General features: G+C 63.6%; 16 protein-coding genes. 13 read left to right on the forward strand and 3 right to left on the reverse strand.

Annotated elements, in window-relative coordinates; genetic code table 11:
• Positions 1 to 49 precede the first annotated feature (49 nt).
• Complete coding sequence (locus ACZ0AJ_RS22015) at positions 50 to 2,212, reverse strand: hypothetical protein (protein ID WP_499456499.1); 2,163 nt, start codon at positions 2,210 to 2,212, stop codon at positions 50 to 52.
• Between the two features lie 375 nt (positions 2,213 to 2,587).
• The gene (locus tag ACZ0AJ_RS22020; RefSeq protein ID WP_499456500.1) at positions 2,588 to 3,931 is read right to left on the reverse strand and encodes a sigma-54 dependent transcriptional regulator; all 1,344 of its coding nucleotides are present in this window, start codon (positions 3,929 to 3,931) and stop codon (positions 2,588 to 2,590) included.
• A gap of 492 nt (positions 3,932 to 4,423) precedes the next feature.
• On the opposite strand from ACZ0AJ_RS22020, the gene ubiE reads away from it, so the two are divergent.
• From ubiE to ACZ0AJ_RS22080, 12 genes are all read left to right on the forward strand, one after another.
• The gene (gene ubiE, locus ACZ0AJ_RS22025; protein ID WP_183554091.1) at positions 4,424 to 5,158 is read left to right on the forward strand and encodes a bifunctional demethylmenaquinone methyltransferase/2-methoxy-6-polyprenyl-1,4-benzoquinol methylase UbiE; all 735 of its coding nucleotides are present in this window, start codon (positions 4,424 to 4,426) and stop codon (positions 5,156 to 5,158) included.
• A gap of 33 nt (positions 5,159 to 5,191) precedes the next feature.
• A complete protein-coding gene (locus tag ACZ0AJ_RS22030; protein WP_499456501.1) occupies positions 5,192 to 6,184 on the forward strand; it encodes a Tim44 domain-containing protein in 993 nt (330 codons plus the stop codon).
• A gap of 131 nt (positions 6,185 to 6,315) precedes the next feature.
• The gene (locus tag ACZ0AJ_RS22035) at positions 6,316 to 7,005 is read left to right on the forward strand and encodes a ubiquinone biosynthesis accessory factor UbiJ (RefSeq protein ID WP_499456502.1); all 690 of its coding nucleotides are present in this window, start codon (positions 6,316 to 6,318) and stop codon (positions 7,003 to 7,005) included.
• Positions 7,002 to 8,558 carry a ubiquinone biosynthesis regulatory protein kinase UbiB gene (gene ubiB, locus ACZ0AJ_RS22040; protein ID WP_499456503.1) on the forward strand — a complete coding sequence of 519 codons (1,557 nt, stop codon included), beginning with the start codon at positions 7,002 to 7,004 and terminating at the stop codon, positions 8,556 to 8,558. Before ACZ0AJ_RS22035 ends, ubiB begins: the two co-directional genes overlap by 4 nt.
• A gap of 333 nt (positions 8,559 to 8,891) precedes the next feature.
• Positions 8,892 to 9,239, forward strand: a complete 348-nt coding sequence (locus ACZ0AJ_RS22045; protein ID WP_499456504.1) for an FmdB family zinc ribbon protein — start codon at positions 8,892 to 8,894, stop codon at positions 9,237 to 9,239.
• A 47-nt stretch (positions 9,240 to 9,286) separates the two neighbouring features.
• Positions 9,287 to 9,913, forward strand: coding sequence for a DUF502 domain-containing protein (locus ACZ0AJ_RS22050; RefSeq protein WP_183554081.1), 627 nt, complete (start codon positions 9,287 to 9,289; stop codon positions 9,911 to 9,913).
• 67 nt (positions 9,914 to 9,980) lie between these two features.
• Positions 9,981 to 11,783 (forward strand): aspartate--tRNA ligase, encoded by a 1,803-nt coding sequence (gene aspS / locus ACZ0AJ_RS22055; RefSeq protein ID WP_499456505.1) that lies wholly within the window; start codon positions 9,981 to 9,983, stop codon positions 11,781 to 11,783.
• Positions 11,784 to 11,830: 47 nt separating this feature from the next.
• Entirely contained in the window at positions 11,831 to 12,301 is a 471-nt protein-coding gene (nudB, locus tag ACZ0AJ_RS22060) for a dihydroneopterin triphosphate diphosphatase (protein ID WP_499456506.1), read from the forward strand.
• A gap of 338 nt (positions 12,302 to 12,639) precedes the next feature.
• The gene (locus ACZ0AJ_RS22065; RefSeq protein ID WP_183554079.1) at positions 12,640 to 12,849 is read left to right on the forward strand and encodes a hypothetical protein; all 210 of its coding nucleotides are present in this window, start codon (positions 12,640 to 12,642) and stop codon (positions 12,847 to 12,849) included.
• A gap of 133 nt (positions 12,850 to 12,982) precedes the next feature.
• Positions 12,983 to 13,795 (forward strand): endonuclease/exonuclease/phosphatase family protein, encoded by an 813-nt coding sequence (locus ACZ0AJ_RS22070; protein WP_499456507.1) that lies wholly within the window; start codon positions 12,983 to 12,985, stop codon positions 13,793 to 13,795.
• A gap of 4 nt (positions 13,796 to 13,799) precedes the next feature.
• Positions 13,800 to 14,960 carry a cardiolipin synthase ClsB gene (clsB, locus tag ACZ0AJ_RS22075; protein WP_499456508.1) on the forward strand — a complete coding sequence of 387 codons (1,161 nt, stop codon included), beginning with the start codon at positions 13,800 to 13,802 and terminating at the stop codon, positions 14,958 to 14,960.
• Between the two features lie 12 nt (positions 14,961 to 14,972).
• On the forward strand, positions 14,973 to 15,359 hold the full coding sequence (locus ACZ0AJ_RS22080) for an RNA-binding S4 domain-containing protein (RefSeq protein WP_183554073.1): 387 nt from the start codon (positions 14,973 to 14,975) through the stop codon (positions 15,357 to 15,359).
• Between the two features lie 12 nt (positions 15,360 to 15,371).
• Here ACZ0AJ_RS22080 and ACZ0AJ_RS22085 read toward each other — a convergent pair whose 3' ends face one another.
• Positions 15,372 to 15,782 carry a hypothetical protein gene (locus tag ACZ0AJ_RS22085; protein ID WP_499456509.1) on the reverse strand — a complete coding sequence of 137 codons (411 nt, stop codon included), beginning with the start codon at positions 15,780 to 15,782 and terminating at the stop codon, positions 15,372 to 15,374.
• Between the two features lie 325 nt (positions 15,783 to 16,107).
• On the opposite strand from ACZ0AJ_RS22085, the gene ACZ0AJ_RS22090 reads away from it, so the two are divergent.
• Positions 16,108 to 16,725: a TetR/AcrR family transcriptional regulator gene (locus tag ACZ0AJ_RS22090; RefSeq protein WP_499456510.1), complete on the forward strand. Its 618-nt coding sequence runs from the start codon at positions 16,108 to 16,110 to the stop codon at positions 16,723 to 16,725.
• Positions 16,726 to 16,740: the final 15 nt, after the last annotated feature.

Raw genomic sequence — 16,740 nt, forward strand, 5'->3', positions numbered from 1 at the left:
GTGCAGGGCGCGCAGCGTGACCGCCACGTGTCCTGCACCCACTACCTGATCACTGGCCTGCGCCGCCGACGTTCATGTTCGACTGCACGTTGACGCTTTGCTGGATCAGCGAGGAGAAGCCGTTGTTCTGGCTGATGATCGAGATGCCGGCTGCCGACTGGGCGATGTTGTTCATCGAGTTCGACATGTCGAACGAGCCCGAGCTGACGTTGTTGGTGCCGCCATTGCCGCCGGTGCCGGCGCCGCCGAAGCCGCCGGTACCTGCACCGGCCGTCATTTCGCCGCCCGAGCCGCCTGCGCCTGACGTGGTTGCACCACCAGCGCCGCCGCTGCCGCCAGCGCCCGAGTTTGCGTCACCCGAGGTGGCCGAGCCGCCCGTGGCCGAACCGCCCGTGGCCGCGCCGCCCGCGCCGCTGGCGCCGGTCGATGCGGTCGCTTCCGCGCCCGAACCGCCCATGCCGCCTGCGCCCGCCGTGCCGCCCTGGCCCGCGCCACCAGCGCCACCGGTGCCGGTCGCACCGTTGCCGCCCATCCCGGCCGTGCCTGCTGCGCCCGAGCCGCCGGCGCCTGCTGTGCCGGTGGCGCCTGCGCCGCCCGTGCCGGCCAGTGCCGCGCCGGCGCCGCCGGTGCCGCCGGTCGAGGCGCCGCCTGCTGCGCCGCTACCCGAGGTGTTCGACGATGCAGCGCCCGCGCCGCCCGCGCCGCCAGCCGAACCGGCACCACCCGCGCCCGCCATCGAGTCACCCGCACCGTTGGTGCTGGCGCCGCTGGTCGGGCTGCCGGCTGTGCTGGTGCCGCCGGTATTGGTTGATGCGCCGCTGGCGCCGCCGGCCGCTGCCGGATCGCTGCCTGGCGTGCCGCCGGCACCCGTCGTTGCCATGGCGTCGCCGATGCTGGCGCCGCCGCCGCTGGCGCCGTTCGAGGCCGTCAGGCTTGAACCGGCCGAGGTGCCACCCATGCCGCCCGCGCCGCCCGAGCCGCCTGCACCGCCTGCGCCGCCCCATGCCGAGCCGGTATTGCCACCCGCGCCGCCTGCGCCGCCCGTGGCCGCACCGGTGCCGCCACCATTGCCGCCAGCCAGCGAGCCGGTCGAGCCGCCTGCACCGCCGGTGGCCGCGCCGCCTTCTGCGCCCGAGCCGCCATTGGCCCCGCCGCCCATTGCGCCCGCGCCGCCCGTGCCAGTGCCCCCCGCGGCGCCGTTGCCACCGGCAGCATAGCCACCCATGGCGCCGGACGCGCCCGAGCCACCCGTCGCGCCTGCAGCGCCGGTCGACCCGCCGGCGCCGCCAGCGGCGTTACCGACGCTCGATGAGCCCGTCGAGGCTGTACCAGCAGCAGCGTAGCCGCCTGCGCCGCCTGATGCGCCTGCCGCGCCCGAGGCTGCACCGCCGGCTGCACCGGTGCCGCTGGCCCCGCCGCCATAGCCCACGCCGCCTGCGGCGCCGGAACCGGATGCGCCGTTGGCACCGCCCGTGTTCTGTGCGGTGTTGCCGATATTGCTGATGCTGTTGCCGCTGACGTTGCCGGTCAGGGCGCTGGTCGACGTTGCCGACGAGGTGTTGAACGAGTTCGCCACCGATGAGCTGGCGGTGCCGCCGTTGTTGGCTGCTGCGGCGCCGGCCACTTCGGCATTGGCGTCACCCGAGCTGTTGTTCTGGCCCGAGCTGTCCCGGCTGCTGTCGCTGCTGTTGTTGGTCGTGGTGGTGGTGGCGATGTCGGTCGTGTCGTTGCTGTCGATCTGCATATTGCGCGTATCGGACTGGTTGCTGGTCTGGCTGTTGCTGTTGTTCGTCGTGGTGTTCGTGACGCGGTTGTCCGAGTTGTCCACCTGGTTGTTGCTTGTGGTGTTGGTGGTGTTCGTGTTGGTACGCTGGCTGTTGTCGGTCTGCGTATTGGTGTTGGTGGCCGTGTTGGTATTCGTGTTCGTGCTGTTACTGGTCGACGTATTGTTGCTGTCGGTCTGGCTGTTGTTGGTATTGGTCGCGATGTTGTTGCTGTTGGCCTGGCTGTTGTCAGTGGAGTTGGTGGTCGTCGCGGTGTTGTTGCTGTTACGGGAGTCGCTGACCGAGCTGTTGTCCGTGTTGGTATTGGTGGTATTGGTGATCGTCGACGTTTGGGTATTGCCGCCACGGACGTCGTTCACGGTGTTTTCTTGGGCGTGGGCCATGCTGAAAGCCAGGGCGATCGCGGTTGCCAGGATAGTGCGCTTCATTATTGCTCCCCTAATATCACGGTTTAAGTATCCCGAGGTCTCGTGACGCCCGGTCCACTTCCGTATTAGCAGGTCTTGTGCCAGCACAGGCTGCTTGAGCAAGTCATTGATTTTGTAGGACTAATTTGATGAGCTCGCAAGGCAGATCGCAGAACGATGAAGCACACCAATAGCTGAAACGACAAGTGTCTCTGTCTTGTGACACAGTTGCAGAATTGATCAGGAAACTGTATCAAATTGCAACCGCCAGACGGGGTTGACAGAGTGAGCAAGGCACTTCAGCGTGCTGCCTCTCGGCAAGCACGCTGCATAAAACCCTGTGAATTCAAGGACAAACGCGGTAGGACCTGGCCGACGCCGGGCCAGGAATGGCGCCTACACCGAAATCTCGTGCTTGGCCATCAGGCGATACAGCGTCATGCGCGATACACCCAGTTCGCGCGCTGCCCGGCTGATGTTGTTGCCGCTGCGGGCCAGGCTTTCGCCGATGGCCACGCGTTCAGCGCTCAGGCGCGATGTACCCAGGCCAACGCCGTTCGGGCAGATGGGCCCGACACCCGGCAAATCGAGGTCTTCCGGCATCACGAGGCGATGCTCGGCCAGGACCATGGCGCGGCGCAAGCGGTTGATCAGCTCGCGGACATTGCCGGGCCAGTCGTAGCGCGCCATGGCCTGCAAGGCTTCGCGGCTCACGCCCTTGAGTTGCGGACTGCGTTCGCTGGCGAACTTGTTGAAGATGAGATCGGTCAGCAGCGGCAAGTCTTCCTTGCGCTCCCGCAGCGCCGGTACGCGGATGGGAAACACGCTGAGGCGGTAGTACAAGTCTTCGCGGAAGCGGCCGTCGGCCACGGCCTGGGGCAGGTCGACGTGGGTGGCGGTGATCACGCGCGCATCGACCGCGATGGTGCGCGTGCCGCCGACCCGATAGATCACGCGCTCTTGCAGGAAACGCAGCAGGCTTGCCTGCAGATCCAGCGGCAGGTCACCGATCTCGTCGAGGAAAATGCTGCCGCCCGATGCCGCTTCGAGCAGGCCCTGCTTGTCGCGCATGGCGCCGGTGAAGGCGCCCCGTTCGTGACCGAACAGTTCCGAGTGGATCAGCGCCGGCGCCATGGCTGCGCAATTGATGGCGATGAACGGCCCGGTGGCGCGCGGTGAACGCAGGTGGATTTCCTGCGCTGCCAGCTCCTTGCCGCTGCCGCTTTCGCCGCAGATCAGAACCGGCGCGTCGACGGCGGCGATCTTGTCGATGTGCGAGCGCAGGCGGGCGATCGCGGCCGAGGCGCCGTCGATGTGGCTCACGCGCAGTGCGCCGTCGTGCAGCGCCGGCCGCGTGGCCATGCTCGCCATGCTCGCCATGCCGTGGGCGTGGCCCAGCGAGTGCTGCAGCCGCAGGGTATCAACCGGCAGCGTATGAAAGTCGACCAGATGCGCCGCGATCAGTTCGCGCAGGGCCGGCTGGACGAGGCGGTGCGCGTCGAACACGCCGACCCAGCGCACATGGTGGTGCTGGTGCAGGAAACGTTCGAGCTCGGCATCGTCTGCGCTGTCGCTGCTGTCGAGCAGCAGGCCCACGCCGTAGTGTTGCTGGGACAAGACCTTGCGCGCCGCAGCCAGATGCTCGACGACGCAGACGTCCCAGCCGGGCAGGGCGCCATGGCAGGCGCGGGCGTGCGCACTGCCTTCACGTGTAATGCAAATCAGACGTTTTATAGGCACCGGTATCCTCATCAAACTGGTTGGCACCCGCTACGCTGTGATGCATCCCGGCACACCATGGGAACCATGCAACGTCGATGGGCGCAACGACCGGCGCTTGCCGGCTGGAAGATCGTGTTAATTAAACCAAAAATGCGGTGCGCATGGCGCACAACTATTGATAAAAGTCTAAGGAGAAATGCGATATTGAATTAAAAGTTTGATTTTTCGCATAACAATTTGAAAATAGAGTTTGTCTGTTGCTAATGATCTTAGTCGTGGTGGGCGGCTTGGAAAAGAGGCACGTGCGATGATTTTCTCTTAATCGCACACTGTGGCGCAGATGCGTTGTGGGTAACCAACAAGCGTAAAAAGTTGAATCCAAACGGGCGCAAGGCGCGTAATCCCCCTTGCTGGCGCCTGTGTTGAACGCGCTGGTGACAGTCAGCTCAGCAGCGCGGCCCTCCCGCCGCGTCCTTGTATAATGTGGCAACCCCCAACCTGCATGCCACTATGACAAACACCACCCACTTCGGCTACAAGACCGTCGCCGAGGACCAGAAGGTCCAGGAAGTCGCCAAGGTCTTCCACTCGGTCGCCGCGAAGTACGATGTCATGAACGATCTGATGTCGGCCGGCCTGCACCGCGCCTGGAAGCTGTTCACGATCGCGCAGGCGGGCGTGCGGCCCGGCTTCAAGGTGCTCGATATCGCCGGCGGCACGGGCGACCTGGCCAAGGCCTTTGCAAAACAGGCCGGCAAGACGGGCGAAGTCTGGCTCACCGACATCAACGAGTCGATGCTGCGCGTTGGCCGTGACCGTCTCTTGAATAAAGGACTTGTCACCCCAACCATGTTGTGTAACGCCGAAAAGTTGCCGTTCCCGGACAATTACTTCGACCGGGTCAGTGTCGCCTTCGGCCTGCGCAACATGACGCACAAGGACCAGGCGCTGGCCGAAATGCGCCGCGTGCTCAAGCCGGGCGGCAAGTTGCTGGTGCTCGAATTCTCGAAAGTGATCGCGCCACTGCAAAAGCCGTATGACGTGTATTCGTTCTCGGTGCTGCCATGGCTGGGCCAGCGGATTGCCGGCGATGCCGAAAGCTATCGCTACCTGGCCGAATCGATCCGCATGCACCCCGATCAGGACACTCTGAAGGGCATGCTGGAAGACGCGGGACTGGAGCGGGTCCAGTATTTCAACCTGACGGCGGGTGTGGCCGCTTTGCACACCGGTATCAAGCTGTAGTTTTAACTGAAGTTCCAATAAAGGACGGAGACAATGAAAAAATTCCTGGTCACGACGCTGCTCGCAGTCACCGCATTCTCGATGGTGGCCGAGGCCTACGCACGCCCGATGGGCGGCAAGCGCTCGGTCGGCCGCCAGTCGCAGGCCGTGCGCCAGATGCCGGCCCCGGCACCTGCGCCCGCACAGAGCATGCAGCGCCAGACCCCGAACCAGGCCGCACCAGCTGCTGCCGGCGCGGGCGCCGCGGGTGCTGCGGCGGCCGCCAAGAAGCCAAGCATGATGCGCAACATCCTCGGCGGCGCACTGCTGGGCCTCGGTCTGGGCATGCTGCTGTCGCACCTGGGTATTGGCGGCGCGATGGCCAGCATCATCGCGGGCATCCTGATGTTCGCGCTGTTCGGCCTCGTCATCATGTTCCTGGTGCGCATGTTCCGCCGCAAGGACACGCCGGCCAATCCATCTGCAGCCGGTTTCAGCGGTGGCTTCAAGCCGCAGGCGGCCGGTGGTGTTGGCACGCCTGAAATCGGTTCGGGCCTGCGTCCGCAGCCCACCGCATTCCAGGGCGGCGTCGCACTGGAAAAGGACCGCGGCGGCCTGAATGCATCGGGTTTCGGCAATGCTGCTACTCCAGCAGCGCACCAGCAATGGGGCGTGCCGGCCGACTTCGACAGCGAGAGCTTCCTGCGTCACGCGAAGTCGTCGTTCATCCGCATGCAGGCAGCCTGGGATCGTGGCGACACGAACGATCTGCGCGAATTCACGTCGCCTGAAGTCTTCGCTGAACTCAAGCTGCAGATCCAGGAACGTGGCGCGGTCGCTGATTTCACCGACGTCGTCAATGTCGATGCGCAGTTGCTGGGCATCGAGCAGACGGCCACCGATTACCTGGCCAGCGTGCAGTTCAACGCCATGATCCGTAGCGCGAAAGACGCATTGCCAGAGCCGTTCGTCGAGGTCTGGAACATGTCCAAGCCGCTGTCGGGCGCAGGCGGTTGGGTGCTGGCTGGCATTCAGCAGCCGAACTAAGTGCGCCGCAGGCGAACCGGAATTATTTTGTTTGCCGATTCCGTAACACCGGGTGCATGCCCGGCGAACTGGTAAGATCAAAACCGCCCGAATCACTCCGGGCGGTTTTGTTTTTTGAGGGTAGTCCCGCCATGTTTCCGAATCTTCCATCCCTGTCGACCTTGTCACCCCAGCATGCGCTGACCGTGCCTGCCGTTGCCGCGATCAATCACCTGCTGACCCAGGAAGCCTGGGCCCGCGCTGCGCTCGCGCGCCATGTCGGCAAGCAGGCATGCATCGATGCCGGCGTGGCCCAGCTGCGCGTGCTGGTGGCGCCTGACGGCCTGTTCGAGGCCAGCCAGGATGCAGCGCCGGCCAACGTCACCATCCGCATCAAGCCAGCGGACCTGCCGCTGATCGCGCAAGACCGCACGCGCGCGCTGTCGTACGTGAAGATCGAAGGCGATGCCGAATTTGCCAACGTGATTTCGCAACTGGCCAACGGCCTGCGCTGGGATGCCGAGTACGACCTCGAGCGCGTGGTCGGACCGGTGGCCGCCTACCGCCTGCATCAGGGCGCGCGCCGCACCGTCAGTGGCCTGGGCGAAGCAGGGCGCCGCCTGGCCGAGAATCTCGCTGAATTCCTGGCCGATGAGCGGCCGGTGCTGGTGCGGCCAGTTCAGCGCGACGCCTTTGCCGCCGATGTCGTGCGCCTGCGTGACGACGTCGAGCGCAGCGCCAAGCGCATCGCGCGGCTCGAGGGGGCGCTGGCCCAGCGCAGCGCCGCCCAACCTTCTTCCACCTTTGCTGTAAGCGCAGACCAGAATCCGGATCGTCGATGATATTGAAATTCCTGCGCCTGCTGCGCATTCTCACCGTCTTTACCAAGTACGGCCTGGACGAAATCGCCGTCACCAGCATCAACGCTCCGCGCACCGCGCGCCTGATGAACACGTTCTTCTTCTGGCGCACGATCACGTCGCCGCGCGCCGTGCGGCTGCGCCAGGCGCTCGAAGAACTGGGCCCGATCTTCGTGAAGTTCGGCCAGGTACTGTCGACCCGGCGCGATCTGGTGCCGCCCGATATCGCCGATGAGCTCGCCATGCTGCAGGATCGGGTGCCGCCATTCGGCTCCGACCTGGCGGTGGCGCAGATCACGCGTTCGCTCGGCACCCATCCCGACCAGCTGTTTGCCCATTTCGAGCGCGAGCCGATCGCCTCGGCGTCGATCGCCCAGGTGCACTTCGCCACGCTCAAGAACGGCAAGGAAGTCGCCGTCAAGGTGCTGCGCCCGGGCATGAAGAAGCTGATCGACGAAGACATGGCGCTGATGCGCATGGCTGCGAACCTGATCGAAAAGGTCTGGAGCGAAGCGCGGCGCCTGAAGCCGCGCGAAGTCGTGGCCGAATTCGACAAATACCTGCACGATGAGCTCGACCTGATGCGCGAGGCCGCCAATGCCAGCCAGCTGCGCCGCAACTTCGCCGATTCGACGCTGCTGATGGTGCCCGAGATGTACTGGGACTATTGCTCGAGCAGCGTGATCGTCATGGAGCGCATGCACGGCCTGCCCGTGTCGCAGATCGACCGTCTGGCCGCGGCCGGCGTCGACCTCAAGAAGCTGTCGCGCGATGGCGTGGAGATTTTCTTCACGCAGGTGTTCCGTGACGGCTTTTTCCACGCCGACATGCACCCCGGGAATATCCTGGTCTCGACCGCACCGGAAACGCTGGGCCGCTACATCGCGCTCGACTTCGGCATCGTCGGCACGCTGACCGACTTCGACAAGGATTACCTGTCGCAGAACTTTTTGGCCTTCTTCCAGCGCGACTACAAGCGCGTGGCCGAAGCCCACATCGAATCGGGTTGGGCGCCGCCGAGCACGCGCGTGGACGAACTCGAGTCGGCCGTGCGGGCCTGCTGCGAGCCGATCTTCGACCGCCCACTTAAAGACATCTCGTTCGGCCAGATCCTGCTGCGCCTGTTCCAGACCTCGCGCCGCTTCAATGTCGAAGTGCAGCCACAACTGGTGCTGCTGCAAAAGACGTTGCTCAATATCGAAGGCCTGGGCCGCCAGCTCGATCCTGACCTGGACTTGTGGAAGACGGCCAAGCCGTACCTGGAGCGCTGGATGGCCGAGCAGGTGGGTTGGCAAGGGCTGGTCGAGCGCCTGAAGGCCGAGGCGCCGCGTTACGCCCAGATCTTCCCGCAACTGCCGCGCCTCGTGCACCAGGCGCTGGAGCGTGAGTCGAAAGGGCACCATCCGCACATCGCCAACAGCGAGATGATGGCGATGCTGGTCATGGAGCAGCGCCGCACCAATCGCATGCTGACGTTCCTGACCTTGCTGGCGACGGGCGCCTGCACCGCGCTGGCGGCGCTGTACTTCCTCTGACGCGCGCCCAAGAAAAAAGCCCGCGTGAGCGGGCTTGATAAGCTGTGTTCTTTTATGGGCTGCGCTGATACGAACATCTCGCAGCCTTCTGTTTCTTGTGTTCTCGCAGTGGCAGAGCTTTCCTGCGACCAACATTCGGTAAAGAAGCCGTATTAAATCACCGATGCTGTGCACGAGCAAACAGTTCGCCTGCTGACGTGGTGAAAAACAACACGATGCTGCTGCCGTTTGCCGAATGCGGCGCTGTCTTGTGCCCGGGCCGCCGCAATGCCGTAAATGCTGCGGCAAAAGCTTTATAATTCAGGGTTTTGAAGATTTTTGCGGAGCACCAGAATGCCGATTTATGCCTATCGCTGCGAAGAATGCGGTTTTTCCAAAGATGTACTGCAAAAGATATCGGACCCGGTCCTGACCGTCTGCCCGTCCTGCGCCAAGCCATCGTTCAAGAAGCAGGTGACTGCAGCCGGTTTCCAGCTCAAGGGCTCGGGCTGGTACGTGACCGATTTCCGTGGCGGCACGCCGCCTGCCACCGGTACCGCTGCGGGCACGGGTGGCGCTGACGCAGGCGCAGCGGCCGCACCGGCCGCCGCAGCTGCACCGGCCACGCCAGCGCCTGCCGCGCCTGCTACGGGCAGCAGCAATGGTGGCAACAGCGGTGGCGGCGACAAGAGCAGCACCTGAGCCCGGCGCGTCCCTGCGCCGCGCCAACAAGAATAACGGGATATCCGATGCGTAAATATTTCATCACCGGCCTGCTGGTGCTGGTGCCCCTGGCCATTACGGCCTGGGTCCTGAGCCTGATCATCAGCACGCTCGACCAGTCGCTGATGTTCGTGCCGGCCGCCTGGCAGCCGCGCCAGTTCATCGGCATGGACGTGCCGGGCATCGGCGCGGTGCTGACGCTGGCCATCGTGTTCGTCACGGGCCTGCTGACCAACAACCTGGTCGGCAAGTACATCGTGCGCGTGGGCGAGCGCCTGCTCAAGCGCGTGCCGGTCGTCAGCTCGCTGTATGGCAGCGTCAAGCAGGTGTCGGACACGCTGTTCTCGTCGTCCGGCAATGCCTTCCGCCAGGCGGTGCTGATCCCGTATCCGCACGCCGACTCGTATACGATCGCGTTTCTGACCGGCGTGCCAGGCGGCGACGTGACCAACCACCTGGTGGGCGACTTCGTGAGCGTGTATGTGCCCACGACGCCAAACCCCACCTCGGGCTTTTTCCTGATGATGGAACGCAGCCGTGTGAAAGAACTCGACATGACCGTCGACGCAGCGCTCAAGTACATCGTCTCGATGGGCGTGGTCGCACCGAGCCATGTGCCGCTCGGCGCCGCCAACCCTGCGGCAGTCAAATAACGCATCACAGAATCTGGGCCGCCCGCGATGGCGGCGCCGACAAATCAATCAACCTGGAACGAAAACTATGTCCACCATGCGTACCAATTACTGCGGCCTCGTCACCGAGGAACTGCTGGGCCAAACCGTCAACCTGTGCGGCTGGGTGCATCGCCGCCGCGACCACGGCGGGGTGATCTTCATCGACCTGCGCGACCGCGAAGGCCTGGTGCAGGTGGTCTGCCATCCGGACAACGCGGCCGTCTTCAAGGCAGCCGAGCACGTGCGTAATGAGTATTGCCTGCGCATCGTCGGCACCGTGACCAACCGTCTGGCCGGTACCGTCAACGCCAACCTGGCCTCGGGCAAGATCGAAGTGACCGCGACCGAAGTCGAAGTGCTCAACGCCTCGGTGCCGGTGCCGTTCCAGCTGGACGACGACAACCTGTCGGAAACCACCCGCCTGACGCACCGCGTGCTCGACCTGCGCCGCGGCCAGATGCAGCACAACCTGAAGCTGCGCTACAAGGTCTCGATGGAAGTGCGCAAGTATCTCGATAACCTGGGCTTCATCGACATCGAAACCCCGATGCTGACCAAGTCGACCCCGGAAGGCGCGCGCGATTACCTGGTACCGTCGCGTGTCAACGCGGGCAACTTCTTCGCACTGCCGCAGTCGCCGCAGCTGTTCAAGCAGCTGCTGATGGTCGCCAACTTCGACCGCTACTACCAGATCACCAAGTGCTTCCGCGACGAAGATCTGCGCGCCGACCGCCAGCCTGAATTCACCCAGATCGACTGCGAAACCTCGTTCCTGACCGAACAAGAGATCCGCGACATGTTCGAAGAAATGATGCGCGTCGTGTTCAAGAACACGACCGGCATCGAACTGCCGAACCCGTTCCCGGTGATGGACTTCGCCACCGCGATGGCGATGTACGGTTCGGACAAGCCGGACATGCGCGTCAAGCTCGAATTCACCGAACTGACCGAGCTGATGAAGACGGTCGAGTTCAAGGTGTTCAACAGCGCCGCCAACCTGCCGAACGGCCGTGTGGTCGGCATGCGCGTGCCGCAGGGCGGCTCGATGCCACGCTCGGAAATCGACGCGTACACCCAGTTCGTCGCGATCTATGGCGCCCGTGGCCTGGCGTACATCAAGGTCAACGAGAAGGCCAAGGGCCGTGACGGCCTGCAGTCGCCGATCGTCAAGAACCTGTCCGACGAGGTGCTGGCGCAGATCCTGGAACTGACGGGCGCGCAGGACGGCGACCTGATCTTCTTCGGCGCCGACAAGGCCAAGGTCGTCAACGACGCCCTGGGCGCGCTGCGCGTGAAGATCGGCCACTCGGAGTTCGGCAAGAAGGCCGGCCTGTTCGACGACGTCTGGTCGCCGCTGTGGGTCATCGACTTCCCGATGTTCGAGTACGACGAAGACGGCGATCGCTGGACCGCAACCCACCACCCGTTCACGGCCCCGAAAGACGGCCACGAAGACATGCTCGAGTCCAATCCGGGCGCCTGCATCGCCAAGGCCTACGACATGGTCCTGAACGGCTGGGAACTGGGCGGCGGTTCGATCCGTATCCACCGCGAAGAAGTCCAGAGCAAGGTGTTCCGCGCGCTGAAGATCGACGCCGAAGAAGCCCAGCTCAAGTTCGGCTTCCTGCTGGACGCGCTGCAGTACGGCGCACCGCCGCACGGTGGCCTGGCCTTCGGCCTGGATCGCCTGATCACGCTGATGACGGGCTCCGAGTCGATCCGCGACGTGATCGCGTTCCCGAAAACGCAGCGCGCGCAGTGCTTGCTGACCAATGCACCGTCGGAAGTCGACGAGAAGCAATTGAAAGAGCTGCACATCCGCCTGCGTAACGAGCCAAAGGTCGCGTAATGGCGGGCGGGGGAGGTGGCCTGGCTGCCAACCCCGCTCATCCTGTCATGCAAGCCTACAAGATCCCTGAATCGGTGCTGGTCGTCATCCACACGTCCGAGCTGGACGTGCTGGTGATCGAACGCGCCGGTCAGCCGGGTTTCTGGCAATCGGTCACCGGCTCGCTCGACCGGCTCGACGAGCCGCTGCTGGAGACGGCCGCGCGTGAACTGTTCGAAGAGACTGGCATCGTGGCCGACGGCGAGCAGATCGTCCTGTGTGACTGGCAGTTATCCAATATCTACGAGATCTACCCTCTCTGGCGCCACCGCTACGCCCCCGGCGTGATGCAGAACACCGAGCACGTGTTTTCTGTCTGCGTGCCGCGTGACATCCCCATCATCCTCAGTCCGCGCGAGCACATCGCCCACGCCTGGCTGCCCTATCTGGAGGCGGCCGATCGCTGCTTCTCGGCCTCGAATGCCGAAGCCATCCTGCAGCTGCCACGCCAGCTCGCTTCTGATCCCAAAAGCAAATAAAATTTCTTCAAAGAAGCAGTTTTGCAGTAAATCATCATTGAATATTGCTTGTACGAAGCAATAAAATGACGTTTTACAGCAAAAGTACGTAAGTGCTTTTTTTAATTTGGCTCTGTTCGCTGGCGCTCACATACGCACGGAAAAATGCGCGTTCTCCTATGAAGATACATTTCGAGACACTTGATGACACGTTTTGCAGATGAATTAAATATGGTGGGCATCGGACGGGCACCATATATTCCACGGTTGACAGTCAGAAATCAGTAGTCTAAGGTCAATAGTTCACCCAGTGTGAATTTTCGATGTGCAACTTTTAAGTGGATGATTCTGAGAGAAAAATGGATAACTTCAAACTGAATAGCGACAAGAAAGTAAAAGCAATCACACTCGGCGACGATTGCATCTATATCGACCTGATGGATGGCCTGCGCCTGTGTGGCCCGATGGCACCGCGCGCGCAAAAGGATGAGGCGGCTGCACACCGCCCGCGCCGCATGATCGTCTCGGGCCACGAAGCAGTGTACGACCAGGCGCACGCGATCGCCTGAAGCGAGTTTGTTACTGTCGGTTTCTAAAAAGAGTGCGAGAACTGGCAACCTGCCGAACGCGCCAGCGCTTTAACAAGCGCACGATTGGGTCCGTTTCACGAGAACGGCAGTCCGATCCGGGTAGAATGTTCCCATGAAAATTCGTGTGGCTACCTACAACATTCACAAGGGCGTTTCCTCGCTGCGCAGCACGCCCCGCGTGATCGCACTGAAGAAAGCGATCGCTGAATTCGACGCCAATGTCGTCTTCCTGCAAGAAGTCCAGGGCCGGCACGACCGGCACCAGGCACGCTTCGGCAAGGAAGACCGTGGCCATCGGCACTGGCCTGAAACCGCCCAGTACGATTATTTTGCCTCCGACCTGCACCACACGGCGTATGGCATGAACGCGGTCTACGACCACGGTCACCATGGCAATGCGCTGCTCAGTACCTACCCGATCGAAAACTCGCACAACCACGATGTCTCGGACCATGCCTACGAGCAGCGCGGCATCCTGCACTGCGTGCTGGGTACGCCCGAGTGTCCGGTGCACTGCTATGTCGTGCACCTGGGTCTGTTCGAAGGTGGGCGAGGGCGCCAGACGCAGTCGCTGATCGACGCCGTCAATTCGTCGGCGCCGAACGGCGAGCCGGTCATCATCGCGGGCGACTTCAACGACTGGCGCAACACGCTGAGCGACAAGCTGCGCGCCGGCCTTGGCGTGTGCGAAGTGTTCGACGAGCTGGGCCCGCGCTCGCCGATGGGCGACATGGTGCGCGGCTGGGCCGGGCGCAAGCCGCGCCTGGCACCGGCGCGCACGTTCCCGGCGATGCTGCCGTGGTTCCGCCTGGACCGCATCTACGTGCGCGGCTTCAAGGTCAACTCGGCGCAAGTGATGCACGGTCCCCTGTGGGCCAAGCTGTCCGACCACGCACCGATCGTGGCGGAACTCGAGCTGGCCTGAGGCCATGCGCAGCGTCACCTTCGTCGACGATAACGACATCACGCTGTTGGAGAGCGGCGTTGCGTTCTTCCCGGCGCTGATCGCCGCGCTCGACGCTGCCCGCCACGAAGTCCTGTTCGAAACCTATATTTTTGCCGAAGACGACACGGGCGACGCCGTGCGCGATGCGCTGGCGCGCGCTGCCCAACGTGGCGTCAAGGTGCGGGTGCTGGTCGACTGGTTCGGCACCGGCCACCGCGTCACCTCCCGGCTGGGCCAGGTGCTGACCCTTGCCGGGGCCCAGTACCGCGTCTTCAATCCGTTGTGCAAGCGCGGCATCGCCCGCTCGCACCGCAAGATCACCGTGATCGACCGCGAAGTCGCATTTGTCGGCGGCATCAATGTCAACGACGACTGGCTGTGCGACCACGCCGACGGCCATCGCCTGCCGGCGCCGCGCTGGGATTTCACGGCATTGCTGCGCGGGCCGATCGTCGCGCAGATCCATCACGAGGCGCAGGGCCAGTGGACCCGCACCGGCCGCCTGCGGCTGCGCAAGCGCCTGGAACTGTTCCGCGAAATGCGCAAGCAACCGCCGCCCTCGTGCGCCAGTCCCGCGCGCGCCGCCTTCGTCGTGCGCGACAACCTGCGCAACCGCACCACGATCCAGCGCGCCTACCTGCAGGCGCTGGGCCACGCGCGCCACAGCGTGCTGCTGGCCACGCCATACTTCGCGCCGGGCCGCAAGTTTCGCAAGGCGCTCGCGCATGCGGCGCAGCGCGGCGTCGCCGTCACGCTCTTGATCGGGGTGGGCGAGTTCGCGATCCAGGACGCGGTGGCGCAATCGTTCTATCCGAAACTGCTGGCCGACGGCATCCGCGTGGTCGAATACCGCAAGACACAACTGCATGCGAAGGTGGCGGTGGTGGACGAGCATTGGGCCACGGTCGGCTCGAGCAACTGCGACGGCCTGTCGCTGTTCGTGAACCAGGAAGCCAATATCGTCGTGGACGATCCGGTGTTTGCCGCGTCGATGCGCGCGCACATCGAACGGGGCATCGCGGACGGGGTCGAAGTCTGTCCGCAGGAATTTGCCGACATCGGCTGGCTGCGCCGCGCCGTCAACGGCTGCGCGTATGTCGGCTACAAACTGGTGATGCGCGTGTGCGCCATCGGGTATGCGTAATAAGGGATAACGATGGACAAAGACAAAGAAAACGTCCGGCTGGACAAATGGCTGTGGGCAGCACGCTTTTTCAAGACGCGCTCGCTGGCCCAGGATGCAGTCGAGCGGGGCCGGGTGCGGATTGACGGCGAGCCGGTCAAGCCGGCGCGCACAGTCAAGATCAACGACAAGATGCTGATCGATAACGGCTCGGATCGCTGGGAAATCATCGTCGCCGCCATTTCCGGCGCACGCGGCGGCGCCCCGGTGGCGCGCACGCTGTATTTCGAAACCGACGAGAGCATCGCCAAGCGCGAACTCGATAAGGTCGCGCGGCGCCTGTATCCGGAACCAAGTCTGGAAATCAAGGGGCGGCCGACCAAGCGCGATCGCCGCGCCATGGAGCAGGCGGGCGAATAGACGTGGCAGGCGTTATCGCATGACCAGCAAGGCCACGACCAGCGCGACGACCACCAGCACGATGGCGAATACCCGGATGCTCTTGCCGGATCGGGGGCGCACATGCTGCGCCGGTGGCGCGCTTTCCAGCGCCCGGTTCGACGCGACGACATCGACGGCCTTGTCGACGACGACCTGCGCAGTGCCCTGGTCCAGGCCGCGCCGGACCAGGTCGGCAACCGCGTCGTCCGCCGTCGCGCCGCTGTCCAGCCGCGCACACGCATGGCCGAGCAGTACCAGAAAGTGCTGCATCGAATCCGCGCCGCTCGTTGCTGCCTGAGCTGGCTCGGCGCCACCTTCCTGCAGCGAGAAGGCGCGAATGGCCAGCTGCAGTTCGCTGTCGTCCGGTTCGACGACCTGTTCAATCTGATAGTTGCCGCTCATGCTGTGGACCTTTCGTCTGCGCTGGATGTTGCTCGATTGTTAATGGTAACAGTCAAGCTGCATCGAGGTGCGCCGGGCTTGAAAATCACGCACCGGACACCCCGAAAATGCTGTACCTTTAGCAGATGAAACAACTGTTTTCTGCCGCTCGCCTGCAAGCCGGGCCGTCAGCAAAAGGCGCTTTCTCCGGGTGTCGCGGGTTGTTTTTCATCAATAGAACCGCACCTCTAAGTTCCCGTTTGACATTCCAGGCCCGATAGATAATAGTACGAGCGTTCGGATTTTTTCGAGACCAGGGGAAGCTATCAGTACTTCAGCAAAATTCATGCGCAAGGGCGAGCAGACGCGGGCGGCAATTCTCGACGTCGCGCTTGAGCTCGCCAGCCGCAACGGCCTTGAAGGCTTGACGATCGGTCTGCTGGCCGACCGGATGAGCATGAGCAAGTCCGGCGTGTTCGCGCACTTCGGTTCGCGCGAAGACCTGCAGCTCGAGGTGGTCAAGCTGTACCACCACCGCTTCGAGCAAGAGGTCTTTTACCCGAGCATCAAGGAAGCCCGCGGCCTGCCGCGCCTGGTCGCGATGTACACGCGCTGGGTCAAGCGAGTGTCGGTCGAAATCGCGTCCGGGTGCATCTATATCAGTGGCGCCGTCGAATACGACGACCGCGAAGGCCCGATCCGCGAAGAGCTGGTGTCGATGGTCCGCGCGTGGCAGGGCGCCTTGCTGCGCAGCGTCGAGCAGGCGATCGAGCTGCGGCATCTGCACACCGGTTTCGATGCCGAGCAACTGGTGTTCGAGATGCACGGGCTGATCCTGGCGCTGCACCACGATGCGCGTTTCCTGCGCAATCCGGGCGCCGTCGAGCGGGCCCGGGCCGGCTTTGAACGCCTGATCGAGAATTACCGCAATTCCCAACAATCGCAAGACCACCAGGCGGCATAAGGCCGCCTGTCACGT

The sequence above is a fragment of the Telluria sp. AC161 genome (assembly GCF_979258535.1).

What these genes read in the sequence shown, in the direction of transcription:
- ubiE (WP_183554091.1), top strand. Translation starts at nt 4,424, where the DNA reads ATGACAAACACCACCCACTTCGGCTACAAGACCGTCGCCGAGGACCAG.
- ACZ0AJ_RS22070 (WP_499456507.1), top strand. Translation starts at nt 12,983, where the DNA reads ATGAAAATTCGTGTGGCTACCTACAACATTCACAAGGGCGTTTCCTCG.
- ubiB (WP_499456503.1), top strand. Translation starts at nt 7,002, where the DNA reads ATGATATTGAAATTCCTGCGCCTGCTGCGCATTCTCACCGTCTTTACC.
- ACZ0AJ_RS22030 (WP_499456501.1), top strand. Translation starts at nt 5,192, where the DNA reads ATGAAAAAATTCCTGGTCACGACGCTGCTCGCAGTCACCGCATTCTCG.
- ACZ0AJ_RS22050 (WP_183554081.1), top strand. Translation starts at nt 9,287, where the DNA reads ATGCGTAAATATTTCATCACCGGCCTGCTGGTGCTGGTGCCCCTGGCC.
- ACZ0AJ_RS22065 (WP_183554079.1), top strand. Translation starts at nt 12,640, where the DNA reads ATGGATAACTTCAAACTGAATAGCGACAAGAAAGTAAAAGCAATCACA.
- ACZ0AJ_RS22085 (WP_499456509.1), bottom strand. Translation starts at nt 15,782, where the DNA reads ATGAGCGGCAACTATCAGATTGAACAGGTCGTCGAACCGGACGACAGC.
- clsB (WP_499456508.1), top strand. Translation starts at nt 13,800, where the DNA reads ATGCGCAGCGTCACCTTCGTCGACGATAACGACATCACGCTGTTGGAG.
- nudB (WP_499456506.1), top strand. Translation starts at nt 11,831, where the DNA reads ATGCAAGCCTACAAGATCCCTGAATCGGTGCTGGTCGTCATCCACACG.
- aspS (WP_499456505.1), top strand. Translation starts at nt 9,981, where the DNA reads ATGTCCACCATGCGTACCAATTACTGCGGCCTCGTCACCGAGGAACTG.
- ACZ0AJ_RS22080 (WP_183554073.1), top strand. Translation starts at nt 14,973, where the DNA reads ATGGACAAAGACAAAGAAAACGTCCGGCTGGACAAATGGCTGTGGGCA.
- ACZ0AJ_RS22045 (WP_499456504.1), top strand. Translation starts at nt 8,892, where the DNA reads ATGCCGATTTATGCCTATCGCTGCGAAGAATGCGGTTTTTCCAAAGAT.
- ACZ0AJ_RS22015 (WP_499456499.1), bottom strand. Translation starts at nt 2,212, where the DNA reads ATGAAGCGCACTATCCTGGCAACCGCGATCGCCCTGGCTTTCAGCATG.
- ACZ0AJ_RS22035 (WP_499456502.1), top strand. Translation starts at nt 6,316, where the DNA reads ATGTTTCCGAATCTTCCATCCCTGTCGACCTTGTCACCCCAGCATGCG.
- ACZ0AJ_RS22090 (WP_499456510.1), top strand. Translation starts at nt 16,108, where the DNA reads ATGCGCAAGGGCGAGCAGACGCGGGCGGCAATTCTCGACGTCGCGCTT.